Source organism: Streptomyces sp. NPDC058525 (assembly GCF_042719495.1).
Classification (GTDB): Bacteria; Actinomycetota; Actinomycetes; order Streptomycetales; family Streptomycetaceae; genus Streptomyces.
Window position 1 is genome coordinate 53,823 of sequence record NZ_JBHXNP010000051.1, and the last position, 7,167, is coordinate 60,989.

Sequence of the window (7,167 nt, forward strand, 5' to 3'; positions counted from 1 at the left end):
GAAAGCCGACCCGCCCCGGGCCCGCACCCCCTAATGTGCTGCCTGGCCGGGCGACACGAGGGCCCCGGCACACGGGGGATGGGGGGACACGATGCAGCCGCTGGAAGCCGGTGAGCCGCGGACCATCGGCGCGTACCGGCTGCTGGGCCGGCTCGGCGCGGGCGGCATGGGCCGGGTCTACCTGGGGCGCAGCGCGGGCGGCCGGACCGTGGCCGTCAAGATCGTGCACCCGCACTTCGCCGCCGACGAGGAGTTCCGGGCCCGGTTCCGCCGCGAGGTCGAGGCCGCCCGGCGGGTGGGCGGCGAGTGGACCGCGCCCGTGCTCGACGCCGATCCCGACGCCCCGGTGCCCTGGGTGGCCACCGGCTACGTGGCCGGCCCCTCCCTGGACCGGGCGCTGGCCGCGCACGGCCCCCTGCCCGAGACCTCGGTGCGCGCCATCGGCGCCGGGCTGGCCCGCGCCCTGGTGGCCGTGCACGGGCTGGGCCTCGTACACCGGGACGTGAAGCCGTCCAACGTGATGCTGACGCTCGACGGGCCGCGGCTGATCGACTTCGGGATCGCCCGGGCCACGGACGGGACCGCCTCGCTCACCTCCACCGGGGTGTCCGTCGGCTCGCCGGGCTACATGTCGCCCGAGCAGATCCTCGGCAAGGGCGTCACCGGCGCCTCCGACGTGTTCTCGCTGGGCGCGGTGCTGGCCTTCGCGGCGACCGGCCGGCCGCCCTTCACCGGGGACAACTCGGCGACCCTCCTCTACAAGGTCGTCCACGAGCCGCCCGAGCTCGGCGCGGTCCCGGCCGGGCCGCTGCGCGAGCTGATCGAGGCCTGCCTGGCCAAGACGGCCGCCGACCGGCCCACCCCGCAGGAGATCGCGCAGGCCCTGGACGGGGCCCTGCTCACCCCGGGCTGGCTGCCCGCGCCCCTGGTCGAGGAGGCCAGCCGGGCCGCCGTCGCCCTGCTCGACCTGGACGCGGACCCCTCCGGGGCCGGCGCGGTGGTCCCGGACGCCCCGTCGGGCCCGGTCCCCTTCACCGCCGGCTCCTACGGGGCCCCGGCCGGCGCCGGCTTCGGCACGCCGGACCCCTCGTACGGCGGCCGGGGCCAGGCGGGCCCGTACGGCTCCTTCGGCGCGGCCGACGGTGTGTACGGCAGCCCGACCGAGACGGCGGGCAGCGGCTCCGGGTCCTCGGCGCCGGGCGCCGCGGCCACCCCGGCCGCAGGCCCGTACGGCCCGTACGGATCGCCCGCCGACACCGGCGGCGGCGCCGTGCCCGGACCCCGGACCGCCCCCGACGGACGGCAGGTCACCGTCCGCGCGGCCGGACGCCGCTTCAGCTGCACGCTCGTGCTCGCCGCGGCGGCCGTGCTGGCCGGCCTGTCCGGCGGGCTGTACGGGATGGGCCTGCTGCCCGGCCAGAGCGACAAGACCCGGGACACGGCGGCGGGCGACGGCCCGCGGACCTCGGCGCCGGCTTCGCCGCAGGCCACGCCCCCGGCCGCGGAAGCCACCCCGTCCACCGGGACGCAGGCCCCCAAGGGGACCCGCCAGGACGTGCCCCGGGAACTCGTCGGCACCTGGAAGGGCACCGTCACCACCGCCCGCATGGGCGTCGCCAGCGAGTTCGAGATCACCATCAAGGCCGGCAAGGTCGGCGAGGTCGTCGGCCGCGACAAGTCGGTCCTGGCCATCCTCGGCACCGACTGCAGCGGCGACTGGAAGCTCGCCTCCGCCACCGACCGCTCGCTCGTCCTGGACACCGCCGGCGGCCCCAACCCGGCTCCCGGCATCTGCTCCAACGGCTCCGCCGACGAGCGGTTCACCCTCAACGACAACGGCACCCTGCACTACAAGTCGGGCGACGTCCCCGCCGGAAACCCGGAGGGAGACCTCACCCGAAGCCCGTGACGGGGAGCCGGAGGCCCTGGCGTAGGCTGGATCGGTCCGGACCTTGACACACCGCCGAAAGGTGACGCACCGGTGACCGACCAGGCCGCTCTCCAGTCTGTCCTCGACCGCGCCGCCGCAGGGGGCCGGATCACCAAGGAAGAGGCGCTCGACCTCTACCGGTACGCGCCGCTGCACGCGCTCGGCCAGGCCGCCGACGCGGTGCGCCGCCGCCGCTACGAGGGCACCGAGCACATCGCCACGTACATCATCGAGCGGAACATCAACTACACGAACGTGTGCGTCACGGCGTGCAAGTTCTGCGCCTTCTACGCGGCCCCCAAGGACACGAAGAAGGGCTGGTCGCGCGACCTCGACGACATCCTGCGCCGCTGCGCGGAGACCGTGGAGCTCGGCGGCACCCAGATCATGTTCCAGGGCGGCCACCACCCGGACTACGGCGTGGAGTACTACGAGGAGCACTTCTCGGCGATCAAGAAGGCGTTCCCGCAGCTGGTCATCCACTCCCTCGGCGCGTCCGAGGTCGAGCACATGGCCCGCATCTCGGGCGTCTCGGCCGAGGAGGCCATCCGCCGCATCCACGCGGCCGGACTCGACTCGTTCGCGGGCGCCGGCGCCGAACTGCTGCCGGAGCGCCCGCGCAAGGCGATCGCCCCGCTCAAGGAGTCCGGCGAGCGCTGGCTGGAGATCATGGAGATCGCCCACAAGCTGGGCGTGGAGTCCACCTCCACCATGCTGATGGGCACCGGCGAGACCAACGCCGAGCGCATCGAGCACATCGCGATGATCCGGGACACGCAGGACCGCACGGGCGGCTTCCGCGCCTTCATCCCGTACACCTACCAGCCCGAGAACAACCACCTCAAGGGCCGCACCCAGGCGACGATCTTCGAGTACCTGCGGATGATCGCGATCGCCCGCCTGTTCCTCGACAACATCGCCCACATCCAGGGCTCCTGGCTCACCGTCGGCAAGGAGGCGGGCCAGCTCTCGCTGCACTACGGCGCGGACGACCTCGGCTCGATCATGCTCGAGGAGAACGTCGTCTCCTCGGCCGGCGCCAAGCACCGCTCCAACCGCCAGGAGATCATCGACCTGATCCGCAAGGCGGGCCGCACCCCGGCGCAGCGCGCCACGACGTACGAGCACCTCCTGGTGCACGACGACCCGGCGAACGACCCGGCCGACGACCGCGTCGTCTCGCACATCTCCTCCACCGCCATCGAGGGCGGCACCGCCCACCCCGAGCTGAAGCTCATCTCCACGAACTGATGCTGACGCTCCACACCGCCGAACTCCTCGTCCCCGGGCCGGGATCCGCGCCGCTGTCCGGCGGCGCGGTCCTGGTCGAGGGCGACCGGATCGCGAGCGTCGGACCGTACGAGGACCTCGCCGCGGCCTACCCGCACGCACGGACCCGGCGCTGGCCCGGGGTGCTCACCCCGGGGCTGCTGGTGCGCGGGGCGGACACGCTCCTGGAGCGGACGTACTACCCGGACGACCCGTACGAGACCGCCGAGCTCGGCTCCGAGCCGATCGGCGGGCGGGACGCGCTCGACGCGCTGAAACTGACCGAGGCGCGGTGGGGCAACAGCGCCCGGCGCGGCACCCAGAAGCTGCTGGCGCGCGGGGTGGTGGCGGTCGCGGGCCGCTTCGCGATCCCGGCGGTGCGCACGGCGGTGGCCCGCTCGGGGCTCACGATCCTGCCGCCCGCCCCCTACGAGGGAGCGCCCTCCCTCGACCCCTTCGCGGGCCGGGACACGGCCGAGGAGGCCTTCCACGGGGTCCTGGCGCAGGGCGCCCCGGCCCGCTTCGCGGTCTTCGCGGTCGCCGGTCCGCAGGAGCTGCCGGCGCGCGGCGCGACCACCTGCGTGGCCACGGTCATCGGTGGACGGCTGCTGCACCGCCGTCGCTGAGCCGCGGGTCCTGCCGGGCGAGCGCGGCGAGCAGGCAGGCCTGGAGGCGGCTGATCCCGCCCAGCTTCGTCCGTATGTTGCCCACGTGGAACTTGACGGTGCTGACGGACAGTTGCAGCTCGGCGGCGAGCTCCGCGTTGGAGGCTCCGGTGGCCAGGCACAGGAACACCGCGGACTCCTGGTCGGTCAGCTGGGCCGGCGGCGGGGCCTGCGCGGGCGGAGCGTCGTACGCGGGAAACCACGCGGGGACGCTGAAGCTGACGACGCGCACGGTACCCACTCCTCGCCCCCGGCCGGCCCGTCCGGGGCCGGCTCTCGCCCTATAGGACGGGTGGACCGGACAGGTAGGTTCCGTTCGTGTCGTACGGCCAGGCATTGGACTTGCAGCCGTTCAGTCCCTTGATCTGCTGCATCATCGCGGGCGCGGGCTGTCCGGGGCCCGGGCAGCCCTCGTGCGCGCGGCCGAGCTCGTGCCCGACCTCGTGGTTGACGATCAGCGCCCGGTACTCCTCCACCGAGCCGCTGAACTGCGGTGATCCCTCCTGCCAGCGTTTGAGGTTCACCACGACGGTGTGCCCGGCCCGGCAGTTGGTCTCGCCGATCAGCTCGGGGGTGACCACCTCGCACAGCCGGTCGGTGGTCTTGGGAGTCGCGATCTTCACGGTGAAGTCCACCGGCTGGCCCGGGCCGGCGAGCTGGAAGGCGTAGGCCGGGTTCTTGATCCAGCCGCGCGGGTCCCCGAGGATCGCCTCGACGGAGCGGGCGGCCTCGTCCGGGTCGACCCCGCTGCCCTCCTCGACCTCCAGCCGCCATTGGCGCACGTTCCCCTTGCCCTGGGCCGAACCGGCGGCCGCGGAGGCCTTGAACGTGCCCGGGCCGGCGGCCGGGACGGTCGGCGAGGGGTCGGCCTTGGCGGGCGGGGGCGAGGGGGAGGGCTGGGCCGCGGTGCTCGCGGAGGGCGACGGGGCCGGGTCGCGTCTGCCGCCCTGCGCGGCCGCGTCCGACCCCTCGGCCGTCTCGCCGTCCTGCCCGCCGGGCCGGGCCGCCGCGGGCCTTCCGTCGGCCGTACCGCCGTCCCCGTCCGGCACCACCGCGTACGCGGTCGCCGTGACCGCGACGAGGGCGGCCGAGCCGAGGATGATCGTACGCCGCAGCCGCTTGCGCCGCTCCGCCCGGCGCCTGGCGCGCGGGCTGAGGCGGGAGCGACCGGTGGAATGGCCTGCCGGCATCGTGAAGCCCTTTGCTCGTGGCGGCCGCCACGGATCCGGCCGCTGGTCAAGGCCCATGATCCATTGGGTGACCGTCACCGGGCCGCACCGGCCCCCAGTCAACGCGCCCCGGGCCCGGGGCGGAACTGTCCTTCGGGCCAGTTGTCCGGTTCACCCCACCCGGGCCCCGTCCTTCCGCCGCGCCCCGGCCTGAGAGGATGGGGCCGTACCCGCCGATCCGCAGCGCACACCGAGGGGCGAACACCAGTGACAAGGGCTTCCCTGGACAAGCAGCCGCACGAAGTCGCCTCGATGTTCGACGGCGTGGCGGCGAACTACGACCTCACGAACGACGTGCTCTCCCTCGGCCAGGCGCGGCTGTGGCGCAAGGAGGTCGCCAAGGCCGTCGGCGCCCGCCCCGGCCACCTCGTCCTCGACCTGGCCGCCGGCACCGCGACCTCCTCGCTGCCCTTCGCCGCGACCGGCGCCTACACCGTGCCCTGCGACTTCTCGCTGGGCATGCTGCGCGAGGGCAAGAAGAAGCACCCGTGGCTGCCGCTGACGGCGGGCGACGCGACGCGGCTCCCCTTCAAGGACGGCGTCTTCGACACCGTGACGATCAGCTTCGGGCTGCGCAACGTCCAGAACACCGACGGGGCGCTGCGCGAGCTGTACCGGGTGACCAAGCCCGGCGGCCAGGTCGTCATCTGCGAGTTCTCGCAGCCCACCTGGGCCCCCTTCCGCACGGTGTACACCGAGTACCTGATGCGGGCCCTGCCCCCGGTGGCCCGCGCCGTCTCCTCGAACCCCGACGCGTACGTGTACCTCGCCGAGTCCATCCGCGACTGGCCGGACCAGCCCGCGCTGGCCGCCCTGCTCCAGAAGGCCGGCTGGTCCAAGGTCGCCTGGCGCAACCTGAGCGGCGGCATCGTGGCGCTGCACCGGGGCTTCAAGGCGTAGGAAGCCGTGGACTACCAGGCACTGCTGGAGCGGATCGAGGCCGACATCGCCCCGCTGGTGGGCAGCGGCACCCCCGCCGAGTACATCCCGGCGCTGGCGGCCGTGGACCCGGCCCAGTTCGGCATGGCCGTCGCCGACCTGGAGGGCAACGTCTTCGGGGTCGGGGACTGGCAGGTCCCCTTCTCCGCGCAGTCCATCACCAAGGTCTTCGCGCTGGCGCTGGCCCTGGCGGAGGGCGGGGACGGGCTGTGGGAGCGGGTCGGGCGGGAGCCGTCCGGCAACCCGTTCAACTCGCTGGTGCAGCTGGAGTACGAGAACGGCATCCCGCGCAATCCGTTCATCAACGCGGGCGCGCTGGTGGTCACCGACCGGCTGCAGACCCTGACCGGCGACGCGAGCAGCGACCTGCTGGACTTCCTGCGGGCCGAGAGCGGGAACCCGTCGCTGGCCTTCGACGCGGAGGTGGCCGCCTCCGAGCACGAGCACGGCGACCGGAACGCGGCCGTGGCCCACTTCATGGCCTCGTACGGCAACATCGACAACCCCGTACCGGCCCTGCTGGACCACTACTTCTGGCAGTGCTCGATCGAGATGAGCTGCGCGGACCTGGCCCGTGCCGGGCTCTTCCTGGCCCGGCACGGGCTGCGCGCGGACGGCTCGCGGCTCCTCACGCGCAGCGAGGCCAAGCAGATCAACGCGGTGATGCTGACCTGTGGGACGTACGACGCGGCGGGCGAGTTCGCGTACCGCGTCGGGCTGCCGGGCAAGAGCGGGGTCGGCGGTGGGATCGTGGCCGTCGTGCCCGGCCAGTGCGTCCTGGCCGCCTGGAGCCCGGGCCTGGACCCCCACGGCAACTCGGTGGCCGCCGTGGCCGCCCTGGACCGCTTCACAACCCTGACGGGCCTGTCCGTCTTCTGACCCGCCCTTCGCGCGCCTCGGCCCCGGGGGGCCTCACGGCTTCGCGCCGCTGCGCCGGACTCCGTCCGGCCGTCGCTGGCCGCTGCGCGGAGCCGTCCCCTACCCGCCCTTCCACCGTTCCCGCCTCAATCGCCGCCGCGGCTCCCAACACGGCGCTCCGCGCCCGCGCCTCAAACGCCGGCGGGGGGGGGGATACAGCCCCCCCCGGCGGTGGGGGGCGGGGGGTGGGGGGGGGGCCCCGGGGGGTGTGACGGGG

Annotated in this window: 7 protein-coding genes; 5 read left to right on the forward strand and 2 right to left on the reverse strand. The window is 74.3% G+C overall.

Going from position 1 to position 7,167, the window contains the following annotated elements; translation table 11 throughout:
- Window positions 1-91: 91 nt before the first annotated feature.
- The 3 genes from ACFWP3_RS23440 (at window position 92) to ACFWP3_RS23450 (ending at window position 3,825) form a co-directional block, all read left to right on the forward strand.
- Window positions 92-1,909, forward strand: coding sequence for a protein kinase (locus tag ACFWP3_RS23440; RefSeq protein ID WP_384224297.1), 1,818 nt, complete (start codon window positions 92-94; stop codon window positions 1,907-1,909).
- A 72-nt stretch (window positions 1,910-1,981) separates the two neighbouring features.
- Window positions 1,982-3,181 carry a cyclic dehypoxanthinyl futalosine synthase gene (gene mqnC / locus ACFWP3_RS23445; RefSeq protein WP_384224299.1) on the forward strand — a complete coding sequence of 400 codons (1,200 nt, stop codon included), beginning with the start codon at window positions 1,982-1,984 and terminating at the stop codon, window positions 3,179-3,181.
- On the forward strand, window positions 3,181-3,825 hold the full coding sequence (locus tag ACFWP3_RS23450) for a hypothetical protein (RefSeq protein ID WP_384224301.1): 645 nt from the start codon (window positions 3,181-3,183) through the stop codon (window positions 3,823-3,825). Before mqnC ends, ACFWP3_RS23450 begins: the two co-directional genes overlap by 1 nt.
- Here ACFWP3_RS23450 and ACFWP3_RS23455 read toward each other — a convergent pair.
- Window positions 3,791-4,096 carry a response regulator transcription factor gene (locus ACFWP3_RS23455; RefSeq protein WP_384224303.1) on the reverse strand — a complete coding sequence of 102 codons (306 nt, stop codon included), beginning with the start codon at window positions 4,094-4,096 and terminating at the stop codon, window positions 3,791-3,793. The genes ACFWP3_RS23450 and ACFWP3_RS23455 overlap by 35 nt on opposite strands.
- A gap of 49 nt (window positions 4,097-4,145) precedes the next feature.
- Complete coding sequence (locus ACFWP3_RS23460; RefSeq protein ID WP_384224305.1) at window positions 4,146-5,054, reverse strand: DUF3152 domain-containing protein; 909 nt, start codon at window positions 5,052-5,054, stop codon at window positions 4,146-4,148.
- A gap of 246 nt (window positions 5,055-5,300) precedes the next feature.
- Between ACFWP3_RS23460 and ACFWP3_RS23465 the strand changes: the two genes are divergently transcribed.
- The gene (locus ACFWP3_RS23465) at window positions 5,301-5,993 is read left to right on the forward strand and encodes a demethylmenaquinone methyltransferase (RefSeq protein ID WP_384224307.1); all 693 of its coding nucleotides are present in this window, start codon (window positions 5,301-5,303) and stop codon (window positions 5,991-5,993) included.
- Window positions 5,994-5,999: 6 nt separating this feature from the next.
- Window positions 6,000-6,911: a glutaminase gene (locus tag ACFWP3_RS23470; RefSeq protein ID WP_384224309.1), complete on the forward strand. Its 912-nt coding sequence runs from the start codon at window positions 6,000-6,002 to the stop codon at window positions 6,909-6,911.
- Window positions 6,912-7,167 lie beyond the last annotated feature (256 nt).